The 22,751-nt window shown below is 66.7% G+C and carries 16 protein-coding genes and 1 pseudogene; 5 read left to right on the forward strand and 12 right to left on the reverse strand.

Going from position 1 to position 22,751, the window contains the following annotated elements; genetic code table 11:
- Positions 1 to 6: 6 nt before the first annotated feature.
- The 3 genes from FK256_RS06905 to FK256_RS06915 form a co-directional block, all read right to left on the reverse strand.
- Complete coding sequence (locus tag FK256_RS06905; protein WP_141424219.1) at positions 7 to 939, reverse strand: SDR family oxidoreductase; 933 nt, start codon at positions 937 to 939, stop codon at positions 7 to 9.
- An 88-nt stretch (positions 940 to 1,027) separates the two neighbouring features.
- Positions 1,028 to 2,416: a glycosyltransferase family 39 protein gene (locus FK256_RS06910; protein ID WP_244936250.1), complete on the reverse strand. Its 1,389-nt coding sequence runs from the start codon at positions 2,414 to 2,416 to the stop codon at positions 1,028 to 1,030.
- Positions 2,417 to 2,551: 135 nt separating this feature from the next.
- A complete protein-coding gene (locus tag FK256_RS06915; RefSeq protein ID WP_141424221.1) occupies positions 2,552 to 3,673 on the reverse strand; it encodes a glycosyltransferase family 4 protein in 1,122 nt (373 codons plus the stop codon).
- 167 nt (positions 3,674 to 3,840) lie between these two features.
- On the opposite strand from FK256_RS06915, the gene FK256_RS06920 reads away from it, so the two are divergent.
- From FK256_RS06920 to FK256_RS06930, 3 genes are all read left to right on the forward strand, one after another.
- Positions 3,841 to 4,953, forward strand: coding sequence for a glycosyltransferase family 4 protein (locus FK256_RS06920; RefSeq protein WP_141424237.1), 1,113 nt, complete (start codon positions 3,841 to 3,843; stop codon positions 4,951 to 4,953).
- Between the two features lie 77 nt (positions 4,954 to 5,030).
- Entirely contained in the window at positions 5,031 to 6,074 is a 1,044-nt protein-coding gene (locus tag FK256_RS06925; protein ID WP_141424238.1) for a glycosyltransferase family 2 protein, read from the forward strand.
- Between the two features lie 136 nt (positions 6,075 to 6,210).
- Positions 6,211 to 7,320 carry a glycosyltransferase family 2 protein gene (locus FK256_RS06930; protein ID WP_141424222.1) on the forward strand — a complete coding sequence of 370 codons (1,110 nt, stop codon included), beginning with the start codon at positions 6,211 to 6,213 and terminating at the stop codon, positions 7,318 to 7,320.
- 23 nt (positions 7,321 to 7,343) lie between these two features.
- On the opposite strand, the gene FK256_RS06935 is transcribed toward FK256_RS06930, so the two are convergent.
- From FK256_RS06935 to FK256_RS06970, 9 genes are all read right to left on the reverse strand, one after another.
- Complete coding sequence (locus FK256_RS06935; RefSeq protein ID WP_141424223.1) at positions 7,344 to 8,645, reverse strand: ABC transporter ATP-binding protein; 1,302 nt, start codon at positions 8,643 to 8,645, stop codon at positions 7,344 to 7,346.
- An 8-nt stretch (positions 8,646 to 8,653) separates the two neighbouring features.
- Positions 8,654 to 9,520 carry an ABC transporter permease gene (locus tag FK256_RS06940; protein WP_021607341.1) on the reverse strand — a complete coding sequence of 289 codons (867 nt, stop codon included), beginning with the start codon at positions 9,518 to 9,520 and terminating at the stop codon, positions 8,654 to 8,656.
- A 4-nt stretch (positions 9,521 to 9,524) separates the two neighbouring features.
- The gene (locus FK256_RS06945; protein ID WP_141424224.1) at positions 9,525 to 10,631 is read right to left on the reverse strand and encodes an NAD-dependent epimerase/dehydratase family protein; all 1,107 of its coding nucleotides are present in this window, start codon (positions 10,629 to 10,631) and stop codon (positions 9,525 to 9,527) included.
- Positions 10,632 to 10,796: 165 nt separating this feature from the next.
- Positions 10,797 to 11,906, reverse strand: a complete 1,110-nt coding sequence (locus FK256_RS06950; protein ID WP_141424225.1) for an acyltransferase family protein — start codon at positions 11,904 to 11,906, stop codon at positions 10,797 to 10,799.
- Complete coding sequence (locus tag FK256_RS06955) at positions 11,903 to 13,813, reverse strand: rhamnan synthesis F family protein (protein ID WP_141424226.1); 1,911 nt, start codon at positions 13,811 to 13,813, stop codon at positions 11,903 to 11,905. The genes FK256_RS06950 and FK256_RS06955 overlap by 4 nt, the downstream gene beginning before the upstream one ends.
- An 80-nt stretch (positions 13,814 to 13,893) precedes the next feature.
- Positions 13,894 to 14,736, reverse strand: coding sequence for an NAD-dependent epimerase/dehydratase family protein (locus FK256_RS06960; RefSeq protein WP_141424227.1), 843 nt, complete (start codon positions 14,734 to 14,736; stop codon positions 13,894 to 13,896).
- Between the two features lie 11 nt (positions 14,737 to 14,747).
- Positions 14,748 to 14,894 (reverse strand): hypothetical protein, encoded by a 147-nt coding sequence (locus FK256_RS14265; RefSeq protein WP_170197925.1) that lies wholly within the window; start codon positions 14,892 to 14,894, stop codon positions 14,748 to 14,750.
- Between the two features lie 169 nt (positions 14,895 to 15,063).
- Positions 15,064 to 17,106, reverse strand: a complete 2,043-nt coding sequence (locus tag FK256_RS06965; protein ID WP_141424228.1) for a rhamnan synthesis F family protein — start codon at positions 17,104 to 17,106, stop codon at positions 15,064 to 15,066.
- A 255-nt stretch (positions 17,107 to 17,361) separates the two neighbouring features.
- The gene (locus tag FK256_RS06970; protein ID WP_141424229.1) at positions 17,362 to 20,337 is read right to left on the reverse strand and encodes an N-acetylmuramoyl-L-alanine amidase; all 2,976 of its coding nucleotides are present in this window, start codon (positions 20,335 to 20,337) and stop codon (positions 17,362 to 17,364) included.
- A 420-nt stretch (positions 20,338 to 20,757) separates the two neighbouring features.
- Between FK256_RS06970 and rfbB the strand changes: the two genes are divergently transcribed.
- Both rfbB and FK256_RS06980 read left to right on the forward strand, forming a co-directional pair.
- Entirely contained in the window at positions 20,758 to 21,753 is a 996-nt protein-coding gene (gene rfbB, locus FK256_RS06975) for a dTDP-glucose 4,6-dehydratase (RefSeq protein ID WP_141424230.1), read from the forward strand.
- A 132-nt stretch (positions 21,754 to 21,885) separates the two neighbouring features.
- Positions 21,886 to 22,751, forward strand: a pseudogene (locus FK256_RS06980) (NlpC/P60 family protein); the annotation flags it as partial.

Here is a 22,751-nt window from a genome sequence, read left to right on the forward strand (position 1 = left end):
AGTTACCTACGCCAGAAGCTCGCCGAGATAGTCTTCGAGCCGCTCCATGGAGTCGGCGGGAGTGAAGCCCGTGGCCTTGATCTTGGCGAGATCCAGAGCTGAGCTCAGGGGACGCGGTGCGATTCCCTCCTGCCCGGAGTAGTACTCCGCGGTGGTCACGGGTGTGACCTCGTCGGGGTTGTGGCCGGCGCGCTCGTAGACCCGCTTGGCGACGTCGGCCCAGGAGACGATCGGCCCCTCGCCGGAGAGGTTGTAGGTACCGAACTCGGCTCCTGAGGAGAGCAGGTGGATGATGCCCGCCGCCAGGTCGGAGGCGAAGGTGAGGCGGCCGGTCTGGTCGGCCACGACGCTCGGGGTGATGCCGCGCCCGGCCAAGGAGAGCATCGTCTTGACGAAGTTCTTGCCGTCACCCACCACCCAGGATGTGCGCACCAGGTAGTGGCGCGGGCAGACGCTGACGGCGGCGTCGCCTGCGGCCTTGGACTGACCGTAGACACCCAGTGGCGAAGGAGTCTCCGCCTCGGTGTGGACCGGCGTGGCGCCGTCGAAGGTGTACTCGGTGGACAGGTGCACCAGGGTCAGACCGTGCTGAGTGGCGGCGCGGGCCAGGTTGACCGGCCCGACCGTGTTGGCCCGCCAGGACAGGCGGCGCCCCTCCGGAGTCTCGGCGCCGTCCACGTTGGTCCAGGCGGCGGCGTTGATGACGACGTCGTAATTCGACCAGTCCCAGGTGGACATGGCGGCCGTGTCCGAGATGTCCACCTCCGGCAGGTCGACGCCGGTGGGCGCGAACCCGGCCTGCGGCAACAGGGCCATGAGTGCGCGCCCCAGCTGGCCATTCGCACCGGTGACAAGAACGCGGCTGCGCTGCTCACCATTTGCGCTCCCAGTTCCCGGAAGGGAGGTCTCCTCGTTCCCCAGAGTCATGGTCTCGTTCACTGGCCGATTCTTCCTTCCCGCCGAGCGTCATCCTGCCGAAGTCTCGCTGTGTTCCGACTGTGAAGCCTACACGAGCGCGCTGACAGCCTCAGTTGATGTAGGTGAAGTGTGCCGCGTAGTAGAGGGCACCAACGGCGAAGACCATGAGGAGTCCCTGAGCCGCCTTCCCGGTGAGTCGGCCGCACAGGGGTACCGCGAGTACCGGGATGAGCACCATGACGTAGCGGTTGAGGACCCCGGTGCGGGCGCCGAAGACAATGGCGAAGAACAGGATCGTCATCGGGCCCACGGCGGTGCAAGACAGCAACGCCGAGCGTGCGAAGGCCCGCTCGATGACAGTCGTCTTGACGTCGAACATGGCGCTGGCCACTGCGCCGGCTATGAGGAGGGCAACGAGTACATTAGGGAAGATGGACCAGGGCGAGGTCAGCCCCGACCACCCGGTGCCGGCGAAGACCAGCTGGTAGGCATCGTCCAGGGAGGAGAAGACCGTCAGTCCGTCGAGGTTCGCCGGTGGGTCCAGCGGCGGCCGGTCGACGACCGCGGCGACCGTATGAGCGCGGATCACCATCCAGATCGTCGATCCCGCCAGCGGCAGAACCACCAATGCGATCGCCTCCCACAGACGCGGCAGGCGCAGACGGCTTTCACTATCGGTCGCTTCACCATCGCGCCTCAGCCGGCGCCGCACGAGGACGGTGATCGTGTACCAGGCGAGGAACACCAGCGCCGCCACTACGCAGAACACGTTCTGGAACTTCACGAAGGAGAAGACGATCGATATCCCGATGAAGGGCCAGATACTCCACTCCCCCCGCACGTAGAGCACCATGGAGGCGATGATGAGAGTCCCCGCTAGGAGATTGAGGGCGTCAGGGGTGACGTAGGCGTTCGTCAGACGGAACCCGGGCATGGAGGCAACGGCGATTGGCAGCGCCACCGCCACGCCCCATCGGGCTCCGAGCCGGCGCAGCATCCAAGCCAGGGCCACCATCCCCAGCCACAGCCACACGGCGCCAGTGAGCCGGGCGGCCGTGATGAGCTCCATGTGGAGGAAGCGTTGTAGCGGCCAGGACATCCACCCGGTAAGGAAGAAATAGGCCGGTGAGTGGATGTCGGCCGAGGTGTAGCCGTGGATGAAGGTGTCGGAGTCGGGTACGTACGGTGTGCAGGCTCCCTGGTAAATGAGCGTGCTGGGGTCGCCGAAGCCCACACCGCGACAGGCCGCCAGGACCCGGGCGTACTGGTCCGTCTTGTCGCCGGTGAAGACCACGTCCCAGCGCTGGGCCTTGTTGACGGCGTCGATGTACTGGAACTCATCGACGACGGACAGCGGCAGGTGACGCGCCATAAAACGGTAAGTGAGTACCCCCGAGATGAGCGCGAACAGCCCACTCAGGGCAGTCCATCGCAGCTGGGAGGACAGTGAAGCCAGGGCCGGACGCAAGAGGCGAGGCCGACTTCCCTCTGCTCCCATCTCCTCCCGACGACCTTCTTCAGAGTTCTTCTCACGTGATGGTTCAAGGTCACGTGACGAATCCATATGCTTCCCCGTTCGGTGGCGGCGACAACGCCGAGTGTAACCGACTGGCCGGACAAGGAGCGTGAGGCGCTACCGCGCCATAGCGGCTCGGTAGGCCTCGACATGCGCCTGGGCGGAGGCCCTCCAGGTGAATTCGTCGGCCCGCTTGGCTGCGGCGGCGCCCAGGGCGCGGCGACGCTCGGGGTCGGCGTCCAGGAGCACCAGGGCGCGGGCGATGGACTGGGCGTCAGAGCCGCAGTAGGCCACGGCGTCTCCCCCGACCTCCGGCAGGCTCAGCTCGCGGGTGGTGAGCACTGCCGCCCCGCAGGCCATGGCCTCGAGCACCGGCAGCCCGAAGCCCTCACCGATGGAGGGGTAGGCCAGGATCTCGCAGCCGGACAGGAACCCGGGCAGATCCTCCAGGGGCAGGTAGCCGGGCCGCAGGACGCTCAGATGCGGGGGCACCTGGGCTAGGGCGGGTTCGATGTCGGCGTCCCAGCCGGGGCCACCGGCCAGGACCAAGGCCGGGGCTTCGTCGGAGTCGCGGAAGACGTCGGCCCAGGCGCGCACCAGGTTGGGGACGTTCTTGCGGGGCTCCAGGGTCCCCAGGAAGCCGATGTAGCGCTTCCCCTTCAACCCGAGAGTGGCGGCCACGCGCGCCCTCTCTGCGTCGTCGACCGGGTGGAACACCGAGGTGTCCACGCCGTGGTAGGCGACGTGGAATCGCTCGGGGCTGCCGCCGACATAGGTGATGGTCTCATCGCGGGTGGCCAGGGAGGGGACGACGAGCGCATCGGCCCCGTGCACGGCCCGGCGGATGGCGCGGGTAAAGAACTTCTGCTTGAAGGGCGAGTGAGCCTGCGGGTGGGAGAAGAAGGTGGCGTCGTGCAGGGTGACGACCACAGGTACCTGGTGCAGGGCCGGGAAGGTGTAGTGGGGCGAGTGCAGGACGTCGGGACGGATCCGGTGGATGAGGGCTGGCAGCCCCGTCTGCTCCCAGGCCAGGCGGACACCGCGCGACTCCATGGACGCAGGCACTGGGAAGAGATGGGCGCGGGGCGCCTTGGCGGAGAAGTGCGCCACGTCCCGCTGTTGGACGGCCATGGCCAGGTTGACGCCGGAGGCGATGAGCTCGGGGACGAGGTCGTCGACATAGCGCCCCACACCTCCGAGATCAGCCGGGATCGCCGTCGCATCGAGAAGAACCTTCATGGGGGCAGGCTACCGCGCCGCGCGCGGCCACCCCGTACTCTGAGCGCATGAGCGCAGACCACTCCCGCCCGGCGCACTCCCCGGCCCCTTCCTTCTCCCCCGTTTCCCATCCCACAGCCCCCAATGCCGACCGGCCCCGACGCCCCACCCGCCCCCGAGGCCCACGGGTGGGCATGACCGTCGAGCAGCTGTGGCAGCCTGTCCCGGGGGGCTCAGGTACCTACATCGTCGAACTGGCCAAGGCCCTGCGCACCAGGCAGGTGCCCGTGGCTGGGATCGCCGCCCGCCGCCAAGCGGCCCTCTCACCGCAGGAGGTGGGCCTGCCCCCGATGCCGATGCGCTACTCCCACCTGCCGCGCACCGCCCTGTACGAATCCTGGAACCGCTTGGGACTGCCGCGGGCCGAGTCCATCCTGCCCGGAGCCCAGCTCATCCACGCCACCACTTGGGCCCTGCCCGCCACCTCACTGCCGTTGGCCGTCACCGTGCACGATCTGGCGTTCCTGCGCGCCCCCGAGCACTTCACGCCCCGCGGCAACGCCTACTTCAGTCGTTCCCTGGAGCGCGTCATCGCCGAGGCGAGCGCTATCATCGTCCCCTCCCAGGCCACCGCCGACGACTGCATCGCGGCAGGAATCGACGCCGCCCGCCTCTACGTCATCCCGCACGGGGTGCGTACCCGCACCGTCACCGACGAGCAGATCGAGAGTTTCCGCACTGCCCGCGGATTGAGGCGCGACTACATCCTGTGGACGGGCACTCGCGAGCCGCGCAAGAACCTGCTGGGGCTGCTGCGGGCTTTTGCGATCCTGACCGAGGAGCATGACGACGCCGGCGACCTCGATCTGGTCCTCGTCGGTCCGGCCGGATGGGGCGACGACGCGGCCGAGCGAGAGTTGCTGGCCCGCTTGGGCGATCGGGTCCACGTCACCGGCAGGCTCGACGACGACGAGCTGGCGGCCGCTTACAGCGGCGCGCGGGCCTTCGTCTTCCCCTCTATCTGGGAGGGCTTCGGTCTGCCGGTCCTGGAGGCTATGGCCTACGGCGCCCCGGTGGTCACCAGCTCCGGGACCTGCATGGCCGAAGTGACTGGGGATGTCGGTTTGCTGGCCGACCCCGCCTCGCCCCGTGAGATCGCGGACCGTCTCGCTGAAGCGGTCGGCCCGGCCCACGATGAGCTGGCCCTGGCGGGCCGCGAGCGTGCCCGAACCTTCACCTGGAGTGCCTGCGCCGCCGCGCACACGGAGGTCTACCACGCCCTCATCGGGGGTGCGGTGTGACGGAGGATTCCCCCACTGACTCCGGTGCCCGCGGCAACCGCAGCGACCCCGGTGGCGGTGGCGACCACGCGGGGCTCGTGCGCCGTCCCTCGGCGCGCGTCGTCATCGTCAACTGGCGCCGACCCGAACTGACGATCCGGGCGGCCCGCTCGATCACCGGTCAACTGGGGGGTGGCGACACGCTCGTCGTTGTCGACAACGCCTCCGGCGACGACTCGATCGAACGCATGACCCGGGCGGGTCTGACGGTGGTCCATTCGAGTAGGAACCTGGGATTCGGGGCGGGGGTCAATCTCGGAGCCCGTGGCATGTGCGAGGACGTCCTCGTCCTGCTCAACAACGACGCGATGGTCGAGCCCGGCTTCCTCGAGGCGATCCTGGCGCCCCTGAGCGATCCGCCGGCCACCCCGGCGCCCACTCAGCCGGGATCACCTCGGACGACATCGAACTCGGCTCCGGCCGCGGCGACGGCGCGGATCCTGCTGGCCGGCCGCTGGAAGCCGGCCGGCCCCGGCCAGGAGGCACTGGTCTCGCCGCGCACCGGCAGGTGGGTTCGGGTGAGCAACGAGGCGGCCGCCCGGGGCGAGGGCGAGGTCCTGGTCAATTCCACGGGCAACCTCGTGGATGCCTCCGGCAACGGCTACGACCGCGACTGGCTGGTACCCGCAGAGCGGGAGCACTCCCCCAGTGAGGTCTTCGGCTTGTGCGGGGGTGCCTGCGCGATCCGGCGCGAGGTGTGGCGGGCCCTGGGCGGCTTCCGCGAGGACCTGTTCATGTACTACGAGGATACGGATCTCTCCTGGCGCCTGCGCGAGCACGGGTGGAGGGTCGTCTACGTACGCGAGGCGGTGGTGCGCCACGAGCACGCCTCCTCCTCGGGCACCGACTCCCCGATGTTCATCCGGGTCAATGCCCGCAACCGGATTCTGGTGGCCGCCGCCCATAGCCCGGCACCCGTGGTGCTTCAGGCACTGGCCCGTACGCTGGTGCGTGGCTTGCGCGGTCCACGGCGCGGCCCGGTGATGACAGGATTCGCCCAGGCAGTCGCCCGCCTGCCACGCGAGCTGCATCGACGCTCGGGGGCTTCATCAAAACGCTCGGAGCCATCAAGACGCTGCTGAGTCGGCGCCCGACTGCGCCGATCGCGCCCCACCCGCTAGAGTTACGGAACCGAGACGTTGCTGGAGGTCCGAGCCCTTCAGCAGCGTCATCAGATACGTCATGTGCCTATGACCGGATCGAGGAGGACCCCAGAAGATGGCTGGAAAGGCCGCACAAGCCCCGAGAGTCACCGTGGTGACCCGCACCCGCAACCGTCCCCTGATGCTCAAACGAGCAGTCCAGTCGGTCGGGGCGCAGTCCTTTCAGGACCTCGAACTCGTCATCGTCAACGACGCGGGGAGCACCGAGCCGGTGGAGAGCGCCCTGAAGAGCGCCCCCGAGTGGCTGCGGGAGCGCACCAGGGTGGTTACCAACGAGACCTCTCATGGGCGTGAGGCCGCCCTGGAGGACGGCCTGGCCGTCTCCTCCTGCGAGTTCTTCGCCATTCATGACGACGACGACTCCTGGGAACCCGGATTCCTGGCCGCCTGCGTCGCCCACCTCGACGAGCACCCCGGCCACGGGGCTGTGGCGACGCGCTGCGACCTGATCTCCGAAACGGTCACCGAGGAGGGCCTGAGCGAGGTCAACCGGGGAGTGCTGGCAGCAGACAAGGAGAGCTGGACCCTCATCGACACGATGGTGGCCAACTACGTGCCGCCGATCTCCCAACTCATCCGCCGCGAAGTGGCCGACCGCATCGGCCATTGGGACGGCAACCTGCTGACCCAGGCCGACTGGGACTTCAACCTCCGTCTGCTGGCAACTTCCCCGGTCGGCTTCATCACCGGCGAGCCGCTGGCGCACTGGCACCACCGCGACTCCACTGACGAGTCGGTGGGCAATTCCGTCGTCGTCGATGCCGTCAACCACCGCATCGACAATCTCGCCATCCGGGACCGCTACACGCGCCTGTCCCTGGATGATGCCGACGCGAAGGCCTCCGCCTCGAAAGGCCACCCCGCCGAGCCGGAGAACCTGGGTCTCATGCTCGTCTCGGCCGAGTACTACCACCGACTCGAGGAGCGCCTGCGCCTGCACGAGGAGAAGCTGGACCAGCAGAACGCGTACCTGACCCAGTCCATCGCGCAGCTCAATGACGCCGTGCATTCCCTGCGCTTCACCATTGGCGACCTGCACGAATCGATCCGTCACATCCTGCTTCAGATCCATGAGACCAAGGCGAAGATCGACCACCTCGAGGCCACGGTCAAGCCTTTCTTCCGCACCGTGGCCCAGGGGGTCAAGAAGATTCGGCGGGGCTGAGCAGCGGCCCACCCCGCCGGACCTCAGTCCGTCTTAGTGACCTCGACCATGGGTCGCGGCGGGGTGATGCGCTCGTAGTGGGCGCCCAGGGCCACCAGGCCCCCGGACTCCATGCGCGGCCCCGGGGTGATGTCGAAGGCGGTGGCTTTCTGGTAGGCGTCGATGACGCTGGAGAGTTGCCAGGGCTGGATGGACCCGGAGATGAGGTAGGCGCCTGGACGCAGCATCATGGCGGGGATGGAGATGTCCACGGCTCCTTCGCCCGGCTCGATCTTCTCGGGCTGGAACCCGTCGTCGAGGCCGTGCAGACCCCAGGCGAAGATGCCCTCGCGGGTGTCGATGGAGCAGCCGAAAACGGGCTTCTCGATCGTCTCCTCACAGCGGTAGTGCAGGCGGATGGTGGCCTCGTCCCCGGTGCGCATGGAGCTGACCGACCTGCCCGCACGGTCGAGCAGCTCGATGCGGCTGATCTGGGCCTCACCGCTGCCGAAGCGGGTACCGATGCCGTCCTTGACCTTCTTGGCGCCGTGGGTGACGTCGGAGTACTTGTCGATGACCGTGGGGGCCGGTCCGACCTCCTTGAGCCTGCCGTGGTCGAGCCAGGCGACCTCGTCGCAGAAGGTGCGCATCTGCTCCAACCCGTGGGAGACGACGACGACCGTGCGACCGCCCTCCCGGAACTCGGCGAACTTGTCCATGCAGCGCTCTTGGAACTCCATGTCACCCACGGCCAGGACCTCGTCGACTAGGAGGATCTCCGGCTCGACATGGATGGACACGGAGAAGCCCAGGCGCACGTACATGCCCGAGGAGTAGTTCTTCACCGGTTGGTCGATGAACTCGCCGACCCCGGAGAAGTCGACGATGTCGTCGAACTTAGCCTCGATCTCCTTTCGGCTCATCCCCAGGATGGCGCCGTTGAGGAAGATGTTCTCTCTCCCGGACAGTTCGGGGTGGAAGCCGGAACCGACCTCCAGCATGGCGGCCATGCGCCCGCGGGCGGTGATGGAACCGGTGTTGGGGGCCAGGATTTTGGCGATGCACTTGAGCAGGGTGGACTTGCCCGAACCGTTGTGCCCCATGAGCCCGAAGGTCTTGCCTTCCGGGATGTCGAAGGTGATGTCCTTCAGAGCCCAGAAATCCTCATAGACGCCACGACTGCGCTGGAGGACCGCGCCCTTGAGGGACTGATTACGGTGGTGGTAGATCCTGAAGCGCTTGGAGACATCCTCAATGCGTACAGCGGGTGCCGTCGAGGATGCTTCCGAGACGGCCTGCGCCGGTGAAGTGAGTGATGATGCGGACGATCCGGTTGATGCAGTCATCTTAAATGTCAGAGCTCCTCAACGATGCTCGCCGAGTGCCGGCGGAAGAAGGACAGGCCCACCCAGAGCACGACGACCGCCCACACCAGGCAAGCCAATGAGACGGGCAGCGATGGCAGGGCGAAGTCGTACAGGCAAGATCGGAAGGCCTCCAGGAAGGTCTCAGCCGGATTGAGGCGCAGGATGGTGGTGAGCGGGATCGGCCCGCCGTTGATCTGCCAGCCCTTGTCGAACAAGTCGTTCTGAACGTTGTTAACCATGGTCAGGGGGAAGACGACGCCGGAGGCGTACATCCAGATCTGGTTGAAGATCTGCCACAGGTGTCCCAGGTCCCGGAAGTAGACGGTGGCGATGGACAGGATGAGGCCCAGTCCGACGGCGAACATACCCGCCAATAATGTGACGACAACCAGCGCCGGAAGCATGAGGAGGACCCCGGGTCCCCCCATGATCATGGCGATAATGGTCAGGACGACCAGCTCGAAGGCGAAGTCTACGGCCAGCGACAGGACCGCCGAGTAGATGAGTACCTGTCGGGGGAAGTAGACCTTCGTGAGCAGCCCCGAGTTGTCCACGAGGGCGTTCATGGAGGACATGATGCCGCTGGAGAAGAAGGTCCAGCTGAGCACCCCGATGCCGATCCACAGTGCGAAGGAGTCGATGCCGGAGTTGCGGCCCGGCACAACGCCGCCTCGGAAGACGACGCCGAAGATGAGGGCGAAGATGGCGATCGTGGCCAGGGGGTTGATGAAGGACCACAGGCGTCCCAGCGTCGTGCCCTTGAACTCGGAGGAGACCGAGCGCTGAGTCAGGCGCAGGGTGAGGTCCAGCGTCTGGCGGGCTTCCTCCGAGCGGAGAAGTCGAGAGAGCTGCATGGTTTCACACCTCCGTCGCGGTGTCGGTGGACATGGCCGTGGCTGTATCAGCGGAGGCGTCCGCCTGGGCGTCGATCCAGTCGCACAGGCGATTAATGCCCTCGGTGACACCGACCAGGGGCTCCCAGTCCAGCGCCTGGCGGGCGCGAGTGGTGTCCGCCCAGGCGGCACGCACATCACCGTCGCGGAACTGTCCGGTCACGTGCGGGGCAGGGGCGCCGTAGTGCTCGGCGATCGCCTGGGCGATCTGCATGATGGTGGTGCGTTCCCCCAGGCCGATGTCATAGGGCTGCACGGCGGCAGGTGAGTGCAGGACACCGGCCACGATGGCGGAGGCGACGTCATCGATGAAGACGAAGTCGCGCACGATCTGACCGTCCTCGTAGACCGGGATGGATTTGCCGGACCTGGCCAGGCGGGCGAAGAGGGAGACGATGCCGGTGTAAGGGTTGATGAGGGACTGGCCGGGACCGTAAACGTTCTGGAGCCGGTAGAGCACCGGGGTGACGCCGAAAGAGCCGCACCAGGAGGTCACGAGGTTCTCCTGGCAGAACTTGGTGGCGGCGTAGACGTTGGCCGGGGAGGCCTTGACGGTGGTGGAGGACTGGACCGAAGGGGTCAGACCCTCGAAGTCCCACTGCCCGGCCTGAAGCATCGCGTGGGTGCGCTGGCCGGGGTAGGCGGGACGCCCCTCGTCGTCGAACCACTGTCCCTCGCCGTAGACGGCCCGAGAGGAGGCCAGGACGATCTTGTCCGGGCGGATCTCGTGGCGCACGAGGGCATCGAGCATCTGGGTGGTACCGACGACGTTGACGCTTGCGTGGCGGGAGGCCTCGGTGAGGGACTGGCCGGTGCCGGTCTCGGCGGCCAGGTGCACGATGACGTCAGGAGCGGCCTCGGCCAGAGCAAGGTCCCAGTCCTCCGCCACCGACACGTCCAGGCGGTGCAGTTCCACGCGCTCGTCGAGCTCGGCGGGACGCCCCTGGGACGGGTGGATCTGCGGGTGCATGTTGTCCAGGGCCACGACGCGGTCGAAGGCGTTCGCCAGGTCGCGCGAGATCGCGCAGCCGATAAATCCGGCACCACCTGTGACAAGGCAGGTACGGGTCACGAGGGTCTCCCTTGGGTAGTCGAGTCGGGCCAACGGGGCGCGCACGGGGCACACCGCGACCTCACCACTATTCTCAGCGCTGCCATGGCGGATCGTGCCGGCAGATGCCGTTGCCTTCGACACGCCGACGGGTTGCACGCCACTCTCAGGGGCCGTCGGCGGCTCTCAGCGCTCAGCCTCGGACACCTCGGGGCGCCAACTCATGCCCTTGAAGGCCTTAGTGACAAAGGCGACGACAATATCAGCGACCTTCACCAGCGCCACTGACAGGGCGAAGATAATGACGCACTCGGCAGCCAGCAGCATGTAGCGCTGAATGGGATAGAAGCCGTAGACGTTAACCTTCTGGATGACCAGCAGGATCACCACGTGGTGGACGAGGAAGATCGGGTAGGAGTACGTGGCGATGAGGCTGACGAGGGCCCGTACGGGCTGGATCGCCACGTAGCGGCCCGCGACCACGAGGATGAGGAAGGCCGAGATGCCCACGATTGTGGTGCCCACGTCCTCGGGGATCTCCTCGGGGAGCATCGCGGAGACCGCCAGGACCGCTGCCGCAGGAATAACGGTGGCCCAGTGCACCCGGCGGACGTAGAGGACGAAATAGCTGCCAAAGGCAAGCTCGGGAAGCCTGGTGGTGAGGATCATGGCCGAGGGGTAGCCCGGGAAGTAGCGCTGCATGATGAGCACCGTGGCGGCGTAGGCCGCCAGGATCATGACGCCGGTGATGACCGGGAATCGGTCAATGGCCCACAGCAGCAGCGGGAAGACGACGTAGTACAGGAGGATGAATCCGAGGAACCATTCGCCCAGCAGGTACATCGTGGGCCAGCCGAAGGCTGAGACAAGACCGTCGACTCCCAGCAGCGTGAAGATGAAGGACTTCGACGGGCCGGCGTTGGGCGGTCGCCCATTGAAGATGAGGAAGTAGTAGAGCGTCCCCAGCACCCAGGCGGTCCAGAACATCGGGTAGATGTTGAGGAAGCGTTTCCAGTAGAAGCGTTTGAGGTTGATCGGCCGCCGATAGGTGATGGTCAGAGCAGCACCGGAGATGATGAGGAACAGGGAGACGCCCAGGGCACCCACGTAGATGCCGAAGGGCTGGAAGGTCAGGACGTATCCGCCTCCGTGGTCCTTAAGATGAAAGTTGAAGTGGGTGAGGACGATGAGCAGGGTGGCCAGGGCCCGAATGAGGTCCAGGTAAAAGATCCTGGGTCTCTTCCTCGCGGGTGCGGCCGGTTGCGTAGCGGCCACTGGTGCTGCGGCCGCGCTCATCTCACGAGACCTCGAGCCTTGCGGTACATGGTCTTCAACGGCCCTTTTAGCGGAGCCGGCACCCACGGCCCCACTTTCATTTTGGCTTCCTTGGCCTGTTCCTTGACGCCATCCTTGATCCGTTGGCGAGTTGTCCGATTGTCCCGGATAAGCTCCACCATCCGCGCCTCCGTGCCCCTCTCCCAGTGGTCGGCGATGGCGGAGGTCAGATCGCGCACGTAGAAGGACAGGTTCGTCAGCTCGATGCGGGCGAAGGAGTCGGAGAAGAGCCAGCCGCAGTAGTAGCCAGATCCCTGGGCGACATAGCCATGGGCGCGCTCGATGGCGTGCATGAGCGTGCCGTCGATGGGGCAGGGCTCAGGCGGGAACTCCTCCCACTGCCAGTCGTGGTCGAACAGCGGTTTGAGGGCCTGGGGGCGGAACCAGAACATGGAGCCCAGCGGAGCGATGGGCTCCTTGTCCGGGTCGAGGGGAACGTTGATCCCCAGCTCGTGCAGGAGCGTCTTGGTGTGATCGAAGTTCGGTCCCCAGCCGAAGGTGTAGACCGGGAAGTAGTCGGCGTGGTTCGGCGGCGTGGGAGCCAGGAAGCCCAAACGCGGTTCGGCGTCGAAGGTGGCGATGACGTTCTTGACGAAGTCGCGCGTGGGCAGCAGGTTCTCGAAGCACTTGTAGGCGAAACCGTCACCCACGGAGTACGGGTAGAGTTGGGTGACTTTCTTGTCATGGGTGTAGCACACGACGTCGTAGTTGTGGATGACGTCCTTCCACCCCACGAGGAAGGGGCCGACGTCGCGTCCCCGGTTCTCCACGAGGCGCACCTCGATGTTGAAGGGCAGCCCCTCACAGGCGGCCTTGACCTGCTCCACCTTCTCCGGGGTGGAGGTGCTCAGGAAGATGTCGACGCCCTCGGGCATATTGCGGATGTACTTCAGCGTGGGCTCGACCAGATCCATGTAGTACAGGTGCGCGATGAGGGCGACCTTCTGCGGCTTGGACTCGCCGATGAGGGTCTGCGTGGGCAGGACGTAGGTGAGCTGGAGGTTCTTCACCAGGTCCGCCATGTTCATCGAGCGCAGGGCGTTGTCCCAGATGAGGTCCGTATCGAAGTCCGTGTGGTCGCGCAGGTAGGCGTAGAGCTCGGCGCTGGGCTGCCCCACGCACTGGCGCAGGACATCGTCGTAGGGGCGGAAGAAGGAACGGCGCTTGAAGATCGGGCAGCGCTTATCCCGAATGATCTCGACCGGGGCGAAGAGAATCGGGCAGAAGTTGAAGCCCTCCATGTCCTCGGTGTTGACGTAGACGTCGGAAGTGAAGCCGAGGCGCTCGAAGCGCTGAGTGAAGGGAACCTCGTGCATGCCCACCGATTGCTCGTAGCCGTTGATCTCCGGCATCTCGTCCCAGTAGTCCTGGAAGGCCTTGGAGGTCACCAGGGAACGGCGGTAGGCGTGGAAGTGGGACTGGAGGTGACGGGGCAGGTAGCCCTCGAGGGCGTAGCCAAAAGGATCGAAGGAGACTTCGTGGAACCAGGTGATGCCCCAGAAGTCGATGTTCCGACCGGCCATCTCGGTGAACATCTCCTCGAAGGGGTAGACCGGCCCCATGATGGTGGCGTTGAACAGCACGACCTCGTCGAACTCGGAGAGCTTCTTCCAGCCGTAGGAGTCCAGAGCCGTCTTGTAGGCCCAGACATCGAGGCCCTTGTTCTCCCGCAGGATGATGTTGTCGGTGAAGACACCCAGCTTGGCGTAGCTCTTGGCCGTGAGCTCGCCGTTGACGACGATGACCAGCTCGGAGAGGTTCTTCACCATATCGGCGAGCAGGGTCTCCACGTAGGAGTCCACGATGCCCTGGGCATCGAAGAAGAAGAAGATGCCGAGTCGCTTCGGGTCCTCGCCAAGCGTTGCCATGATGTCCCTTCTGGGCAGTGGTCCGGGCCGCTCACCGCGGCAGAAGAAAGAAGCAGAGGAATGTGGTGCCTCAGGGCACGTCAGCCCGCGCTCGAGGCGAGGATACGGCGGATCTTCGTTGGATCGCCCCACACACCGGGCGAGTCGTAGGGCCGGTCCGGGAAGGCTCCGTACTCCAGAGTGATGTTCAGGTCATTCTCCCGGATGTATGCCTCGACGCGCTCGGCCAGGGTCATTGGCTCACCGGTGCAGGCGTTGATGACGCCGTTGACCTCGGTCTGGTCGACGATCGCGGCGATCTGCTCGCCCAGGTCATCCACGGAGATGAAGTCGTAGCGGTTCTTGCCGGTGGTGAAGGGGAAGGTAGTGCGTCCCTCCTCCGCGGCGGCCAGGAGCTTGGAGAAGATCGAGTTGCCGAACTTGTCATCGCCGACGATGTAGTAGGCACGGATCCACTGGGCCACGGCATCGTGCGCCTGGGCGGACAGGAAGGTGGCCTCCCGCAAGGCGTTCTTGGCGATGCCGTACAGGGAGGCGGGGTGGCAGGGGGCGGTCTCGTCGATGGCGCCCTCCCAGTAACCGACCTCGTGCATGGTGCCCATGACGGCGAGCTGGGGCAGTCCGCCGGCGTACAGGTTCTCGATGAGGTGGAAGTGCTTGGCCAGGTCGTCCAGGTGCGCATGGGAGGCGTGCTTGAAGCCGTCGCGCCAGGCCATGTGCAGGACGACGTCGGGGCGCCCCATCTGGTCGTAGATGCCGGCGTCGCCGGAGAAGAGGTCCAGGGCGACCTTCTCCGCCCGGTCGTCGACGCCGTCGAGCCGCAGGTCGAGAGCCTTGACATCCAGCCCCCGCTCCAGCAACGCGGTGACGACGTGGCGGCCGATGTAGCCGCCGGCTCCAGTGACGAGAACTGTCTTTGCCATGGCTCCGGATACTAACAGGTGCGGTGGTGGAACGATCGCATCGTCCTACCGGTGATGGACATCAGGAGATCGCCGTTGACAACAGTTCCGTTCTCCGTGGCCGGGAACTGGTAGGCCGCGGGATGGATCTCAACGACGGCCCTGCCGTCCTCGGTCATCTCGCGGTGGTCGAGACAGCGTATTTCCCACCCCCGCGCAGAGCGAGCCCCTTGGCCGGGAAACGGCGGGCATGAAGTAGGGAGGCACGAAGTAGGGAATCGGCATGAGCGCACCGAACCCCGCCAGCGGGAGATGCGGGGCGCACCTCCCGGCATGGCGACACTTCTGTCAGCCTTCTCCGTGACGACGATGGACGTCGCGGAAGCGCCTGCCGGCGGTCGTTGCGGCACGCACCAGATCCGCGGCACCGCTGGTCACGTAGCGGTAGGCGGGTTTGAGGGCGTCGGCCACCTCCGGGTGGCGCGCATCCATGTAGGAGCGCACTCGCGGTCCGAGACCGGCCTCGGGGCCGAACCGGGCCTGGAGGAACCTGACCTGCTCGTCGGTGTAGGCCGGCAGGTCCGCGGTGACGGCCCGCTGCTTGTGGGCCAGGGAACCGTAGAGCCGTCCGGCCCAGGCGGGAGTGAGGACCTCGCGGGGGTGGAAGCCGGTGGACATGGCCGCGTAGATGGTCAGTAGCTCGAACACCTCAGCGGCCCGGGCGCGTTTCAGACGTTCCACCGACTGATCGGGATCGGTGGCGGCCTGCTCGGTCAGATGCACGAGCTCCTTGGCGCCCTCGCTCAGGACGCGCAGCGCCTCGGGGCGGGCCAGGAACATGGCCCCGACCGGCGTCGCCGGGGCCATCGGGTCGAGGACTGCCGTCAGGCCGAGCCTGCGGGACAGGGCCTCGGCGGCACCGTCCAGGCCGTCCCACTGGGGTCCGCCATGGGGCCGGCCGATATGGCAGGCGGCGGGCATGACCACGCCGAGGCTGGAGTGACGCTCGAAGAGGTCGATGAGGCCCGCCATATGGCCGGGCGAAGCGAGCAGGCAATCGAGAATCTGCCGACGGGCGACGTCGTCGGCTCTCCCGGGAGTTTTGGACAGGGGCCCGGTGTTGATCGCGAGGACCAGATCGACGCTTTTAGCGCCGTCGTCATCACTGTCACCGTCGGCATCGCTATCCGGACTGCCGTCGCGCCCGGGGTCCCACAGATCGTCGCACTCGGTGAGGAAAGCGATGGTGCCGCGCGGATCGAGATCGCGGACCCTGCGGAATGCGACCGCTCGCGCTCCGTCCTCCCTACCTGGGGCGCGCCCGGTGACTCGCTCCAGCTCCGCCGCATCCAGTTCCGTGGGCGAGGTGACCACGACCCGCCAGTGCACCGGCAGGCTCGCCAAGCGTTCCGGGAGACGGTCCGCCTCGGCGCGCTCGATCCCTTTTCTCCCTGCCGGAACGTGCACGACGACGCAGCCCGAGGGCTCCGGCGTCGACGGCTTCGCCCCGGAGTCGGTGTCGACGGGGGACTCGGCGATGACCTCGGTGAGCCCGGCGTTGACGATGAGGTCGCGGGCGGCCGCGGTGTGGACGACGTCGGACAGGATGAGATCCTCGCAGTAGCCCGCTTGTGCGGCGGCCTCCAGCAGGTCCCCGCCGACGACGGCCTGCCGGTCCTGGTGGAGCGGGTCGTGGAAGAAGGCCCGGCGTTTGAGCAGCGGGCAGCCGTTGGCCAGCAGCGCCGGGGCCTCCTCGATGGCCGGGTTATCCGAGCTGTAGCGGTCCACGGGAAAGGCAACCTCGTAGGAATGGCCGAGCTCGGTGAAGTGACCGGTGAAGCGCGACTCGTGCCACTGGATGGAGGCGCGGTAGGAGGAGACCGACGGCATCTGCTCCCAGTAGGCGCGGAAGGCGGGGTCCGTCAGGAGCCTGCGGCGCACCGCGATCCAGTGGGACTGGATATGCCGGGGCAGCTCGCGCCTGGCGAGGAAGGGATGGGGGCGCATGACATCGTGCTCGGTCATGCCCCAGAACGAGATGTCGCGCCAGTCCGCGGCGCGGGCGAGGACCTCCTCCCAGGGTCGCACGGGGGCGTAGTAGGTGTGGTTGGTCAGGATGATCTCGTCGAAGTCCGCGAGCCGGTCCCAGCCGAGGTGCTCCAGTCCCGCGCGGTAGGCGCCGACGTCGAGTCCTTCATTGGGGCGCTCGAGGACCTCGTCGCAGGAGTCCTCCAGCCGCGCCCGGTCAGTGTCGCCGATGGGCGAGTTGGAGACCACCAGGATGTGGTCGGCGTGGGGCCGCAGAGAAGCCAAGGCACGGGTGACGTAGTCGCGGACGCGATCGTGAGGATCGAAGTGGAAGTAGATGATTCCTCGGTTTCCTCGGGTCACGTGGGTCCTCCCCCGGCAGAGCTGGTCAGAGCGAGCAAGTCAGAACTAGATAGGCACTGGTATAACGATGAACGCTGGTGTAACGATTAAACGCTGGTGTTTCGAGTCAACACTGGTCAGTCTCTCACGCCCGGCACCGTACGCACCGATCTGGAAAGCAGGAAAAGCGGGGCCGAACTCCCCATGAGGAAGCCCGGCCCCGCCTGGAACGGCATCTGGATCGACGGCTGGATCCATGCCGTCGGGACGGCCCGTCTAGCCGAAGTACTGGTCAATCATGGATGCCAGGTCGTTGCCGTAGTTGCGAGCGGTAGCCCAGCCGGTGCGCTGAGGGTTCTCCTGGATGCCCAGGTGCTCCACATAGGCGGCCGATCCCTTGCGCACGTACGTGAAGCGGGGATCGACCAGCGGACGGGAAAGCGCCTGAGGCGTCGCACTCGAGTCGGCGTAAGCCCGCAGATGCTGGACCTGGGCACGCAACCCGATCTGGACACTCGAGAAGGAGGCACCCGCCGCTCCCCCGCCGGTGGCTCCCAGCCCGCCGAAGTTGAACTGCCCGATCGCGACATCGCCTCCGAACTGGAGCCAGGCGGTTTCCTTCATCACCTGGGCGAAGAGCAGCTCGGGGCTAACGCCCTCGGCCACCGCCTCGTCGTAGAGGGTGGTGAAGAAGCTCTGAGCCGTGTCGGCCCCGCCCTTGGACAGAGCCACGGACGGATAGACGTGGCCCGAGCTGTTGTAGGCAGAGACCATCGTGGCGATGACCTGCTCCCTGCTCGCGGTGGGCTCAGCCAGCACCGGGTGCAGCCCCTCGTAGCCCTGCCAGGCGCCCCCTGCGGCGAAGGTGGACCAGCGCCCATCGATCTTGACGCGGCCGGTGACCATGGCTCCGCCCTTGGAGGCGTCCAGGTAGTACCAGTTCCCGGCGTCGGCCACCCACCCGGTGGCGAGGGCGCCGTCGGAGTTCAGGTAGTACCAGGAGCGGCCGTCACTGACCCAGCCGGTCGCCATGGCACCGCCCTTGGAGGCGTCCAGGTAGTACCAGCGCCCGGCGTCGGCCACCCATCCGGTGGCGAGGGCGCCGTCGGAGTTCAGGTAGTACCAGGAGCCGCCGTCACTAACCCAGCCGGTCGCCATGGCACCACCCCTGGAGCCATCGAGGTAGAACCATCCTTCAGGGCCTCGTACCCATCCGGTGGCCATCGCGCCGTCGGCCCCCAGGTAGTACCAGCTACTGCCATCGCGGAGCCAACCGGTCGCCATGGCACCGCCCTTGGATGCGTCCAGGTAGTACCAGCGCCCGGCGTCGGCCACCCACCCGGTGGCGAGGGCGCCGTCGGAGTTCAGGTAGTACCAGGAACCGCCGTCACTGACCCAGCCGGTCGCCATGGCACCGCCCTTGGAGCCATCGAGGTAGTACCAGCTACTGCCATCGCGGAGCCAACCGGTCGCCATGGCACCGCCCTTGGAGGCGTCCAGGTAGTACCAGTTCCCGGCGTCGGTCACCCACCCGGTGGCCTTGGCGCCGTCGGACTTCAGGTAGTACCAGGCGCCAGACTCCGCTTTCCAACCGCCGGAGCCGCTGATCTGCTGCTGGGCGATGGTGCGGATGGTGCCGAGCTTGGAGTAGCCGACGTTTCCGGGGCAGGAGGTGTAACCGACATCGCGGTGCCCCAGGATGCGGGGCATCGAGATGGTGGAGCCGGCCTGGTAGCGCTCGGTGGTCCACACGTTCAGGCCCGCCCAGCCGTTGGCGTCCGTGATGCCGGCGCGCCTGAGGAACCATCCGGCCATCTTGCCCACCGAGCTCAGCTGGGCGTCCGAGGGGCTGACGCTGCTGTAGTCGCCCATCATGGACAGGCCCATGGTGCCGGTGTTGACGCCACGGGCGTGCGCCCCGACGCTCATCCTGCCGGCGGGCGCGGCCAGAGAGCCGGAACGTCCTTCGAAGACGGTGCCGTACTTGTCGATGAGGAAGTTGTAGCCGATGTCGCCCCAGTCCAGGGTGACCGCGTGGTAGTAGTAGATGCCCCGCACGATGGAGGCGGACTGCCCGGCGGAGTAGTTGTTGGTGCCGGCAGTGTGGTGGACGACGACGTGGCCGGCGCTCGCGTAGTCGGGATCCCAGCTCATGTAGGAGGCGTTGGCGCCCCACTCGGCTCTCGTGGTGACCGGCACCGGCAGGCCGTTGGCACTCGTCGCGACCGGCAGAGCGGCTGGCACAGTGCTCGCAGGCAGGGAGGACGTCTCCGCCATCGAGAAGCTCGCGGGTGTGATCGACTGCGCCGTCACTGCCGACGTTGACTGGCCGGTCGGCTCCGCGGAGCTCTCCAATGCCCCGGACCGGCCGGCCTGGGGCTGCATGGCGGCGTCCTCGATGACGGGGGTCGGCGGGGCCTCGGTGGTCTTGAGGTCGTCGGCGTCGAGGACCTCCTCCCCCTGGGGCTGGGAGGGAACGAGGGCCAGTTTGAGCCCGGCGGGCAATGAGCCGCCGACGACGGAGGCCTGGATCGCGTCGGCCCCGCCGGTGATGAACTCTCCCGTGCCGGAGGTGGTGCGGTCGTCGCGACCGGCGTCGGCCGCCTCGTTGAGGTACCAGGGCGACCAGGTGCCGTTCTCCCTCACGCGCAGGTAGATGCGCACGCCCTCGGGGAGGTCGGCGCCGCCGGTCCAGGTGAAGCCGGCCACGAGGAAGCGGTCGACCTCAAGCGGATCGGTCAAAAGGGCGGCGTCCGCCTGCGGGTCGGTAGCTGCAGGCAGGATCGAGGGGAACTGCGCGTCGGCCGCACCTGCGGCCTGAACGAATGCGTGGCGCACGGAACTGGTCGTTCCGCTCGCCGGCGCCGGGCGCACCGAAGAACCGTTGCCCGCACTACTGGCTTCCTCAGCCGACGGCGTTGACGTCTCGGCATCTGTCCCGTCGCCGGAGCCCGAGTCCGTGGAGGTCTGGGCATCGTCGAGCCCCGACTGGGCGACCTCGGTGGCCTGTCCGCTGGAGGTGGTCAGGTCGAGGATCTGGACTGGTGCAGGTCCGTCGGTCTGGTCACTGGAGTTTCCGGCGCCGGGCACGGCGCCGGCTACGGGGGCCAGGCTTGACAGGAGGAGTGGGGTCAGGGCGATGAGTCCGGCGGCCCGATACGCGAGTGCGCGAGCACTGCGACCACCGACATGACCACTGAGGCGATGGCCGCCGCGTGGGGCGATGCGGCCAAGAGCGCGAGGGACGTTCATAGGAGTCCTTTTGGAGGTGATGCCGACTGGCGTCAATCAGGCCTCACTATCGGAACCGACGACGCCGCTCCCTCGAGAGGCACGAAATTTAATTCCTGAGCGGTTTCCGAGAGATTAATGATAGTTTACTGATAATTTTGGGATGCATCTGACGTCTACAGGACGCATTTCCACCCGCCAACCCGCCCGCCTACCGCCCACTCCTCACCTTTTCTTGAGAGATCAAGGCTTTACCGCGTCATCACTCGACCATTGCAATCTGGTCTCGCCACCGCAGGCGACATCAGCCCAGGAGATTCGAGCAGCAGGACGGCGGTGTCCCATAGGCGCCCGTGGGTTCCCGTGGACTCCTGTGGCATGATGGCGTCGGCCATGACGGGCGCCCACCGCCCACAGTTCCCATGTATCGGAGCGAGTTCTATGCACGTCCTCATCACCGGAGGCGCCGGCTTCATCGGCGCCAACTTCGTCCGCCAGACCCTGGTGCGCCACCCCGATGCCACCGTCACCGTCCTGGACAAGCTCACCTACGCCGGTAACAAGGGCTCACTGGCGGACCTCGACGACCGCGTCAACCTCGTCGTCGGGGACATCGCCGACGCCGACGTCGTCGACCCGCTCGTGGCACAGTCCGACGTCGTCGTCCACTTCGCAGCCGAGTCCCACAACGACAACTCGCTGCGAGACCCCTCCCCCTTCATCCAGACCAACCTCGTGGGCACCTTCACCCTCCTGGAGGCGGCGCGCCGCCACAAGACGCGCTTCCACCACATCTCCACCGACGAGGTCTACGGCGACCTGGAGCTGGACGACCCGGCGAAGTTCGAGCCGACGACGCCCTACAACCCCTCCTCCCCCTACTCCTCGTCCAAGGCCGGAAGCGACCTGCTCGTGCGCGCCTGGGTGCGCTCCTTCGGCGTGGAGGCCACGATCTCCAACTGTTCGAACAACTACGGGCCCTACCAGCACATCGAGAAATTCATCCCGCGCCAGATCACGAACCTCATCGACGGCGTGCGCCCCAAGCTCTACGGCGCCGGTGAGAACGTGCGCGACTGGATCCACGTCCTGGACCACAACGACGCCGTGTGGGACATCATCGAGAAGGGCCGCATTGGCGAGACCTACCTCATCGGAGCCGACGGCGAGAAGAACAACAAGGAGGTGGTCGAGCTGATCCTGGAGCTCATGGGCTACGCGCCCTACGACTACGAGCACGTCGCCGACCGCCCCGGCCACGACATGCGCTACGCCATCGACAACTCCAAGCTGGTCGAGGAGCTCGGCTGGGCACCGAAGTTCACCGACTTCCGCTCCGGCCTGCAGGCCACCATCGACTGGTACCGGGACAACGAGGCCTGGTGGCGCCCACTCAAGGCAGAGGTCGAGGCCAAATACGCCGCTCAGGGGCAGTAGCCACCCGACGAAGCGATCGTCCAATCAACGGAGCCGCCGGTTCATCCGGCCGTCTTCGATAGCCGCCTGAACAGCGCACAGCGATTGTTCAGGCGGTATCCTTTGTCTGTGAAAACTTCATATCGCGCAACGGTGCGCACCAGTATCCTGATACTTCTTCCCATCGCCCTGACAGGACCGGCCGTCGTCGGCCTGCCGACAATCACCTCGCCACCCGCATGGGCCGCAGAGTCTCCCGCAGCGCAGGAAACGGCTACGCCCCAGCCCCCTGCGGCTGCTGACGCCGATCCCGACGCCGCTCCCCCGGAGGCGCCTCGTGACGAGTCTTCTACTGAGTCGTCCGAGGCCGCCTCCCCCGAGGCGAAGGACCGAGCCGGCGCCGAGGACCGAGCGGCCGCCCCTCAGCCCGAGCAGGAGCCCCCCGCCACTCCAAGCGACGGTATCGCGGATCTCACCGGCACGGGCAGCTGGGTCGCCGTCGGCCAGAAGTGGCAGTGGCGAGGCAAGGACGGCAGCCTCGCCCGGTCGCGCTGGGCACGGATCAACGGCGAGGTCTACCGCTTCGACGACGACGGGAACATGCTGACCGGCTGGTGGAAGGACGGGCAGTCCTGGTACCACCTGGCCGCATCCGGGGTCCGATCGACCGGGTGGATTCAGGACGCAGGCAGCTGGTTCTACCTCAACCCCACCACCGGCATCATGGCCACCGGCGAGCTCGTCGTTGGCGGCTCCACCTACTTCCTCAACGGCAATGGAGCCATGGTCACCGGCTGGCTCCAGCACGCCGACGGCTGGCGTTTCTACCACCCCGGCGGTGCGCGCGCCCACGGCTGGGTCCAGGACGCAGGCAGCTGGTTCTACCTCAACCCCACCACCGGCATCATGACCACCGGCGAGCTCGTCGTTGGCGGCTCCACCTACTTCCTCAACGGCAATGGAGCCATGGTCACCGGCTGGCTCCAGCACGCCGACGGCTGGCGTTTCTACCACCCCGG

The organism is Actinomyces johnsonii, from assembly GCF_006546835.1.
GTDB lineage: Bacteria > Actinomycetota > Actinomycetes > Actinomycetales > Actinomycetaceae > Actinomyces > Actinomyces johnsonii.